Below are 520 nucleotides of genomic sequence, written 5' to 3'. Positions count from 1 at the left end.
CGGCGACTTCCTGCCTGTACTGTCTCCAAACGTAGGAACTGCATTGACTGTAGCCCTGAACGGTTCTTCTTCTATCCAGTTCGCTCAGACAGCTGATCCAGGCCCTGCAAGCATTGTAAGCGCAACCATCGCTATCACGCAGTCTGGTACAGCATCATTCGACTGGGCATTCTCTTCTGCAGAGTCCGGAACTGGTATCCCTGGCGAAGGGTTTGACTATGAGTTCCTGCTTTACACGATAGACGGTGTAGAAACGCTTCTTGCAGTTGATAACAGCAACGCTACCACAACCGGATCTGAAACTGTGGACCTTGAAGCAGGTGACATCCTTGCGTTCGTACTTGACGTAGATGGCGCATTCCCTAACACCGCTTCTGGTTCTATCAGCAACTTCTCTTACGTAGTACCTGAGCAGATCATCGGCGACGATGACATCTACGGCGGTTTCGAAAACTGCTGGGGATATGTAACAGGGGAGGACAAGACAGACCCCGTCATCACTTGCCCTGCAAACGATCCT

1 protein-coding gene is annotated in these 520 nt (G+C 51.3%); it reads left to right on the top strand.

What is annotated here, in order from left to right; translation table 11 throughout:
• Positions 1 to 520 (top strand): hypothetical protein (locus FRY97_RS22645; RefSeq protein ID WP_170254876.1); only part of this gene is annotated, 520 nt, incomplete at both ends.

This window comes from Phaeodactylibacter luteus, assembly GCF_007993045.1.
In the GTDB taxonomy this organism is placed as follows: domain Bacteria; phylum Bacteroidota; class Bacteroidia; order Chitinophagales; family Saprospiraceae; genus Phaeodactylibacter; species Phaeodactylibacter luteus.
Note: the sequence above shows the minus strand (reverse complement) of the source record. Positions and strands in the feature narration are given on the sequence as shown.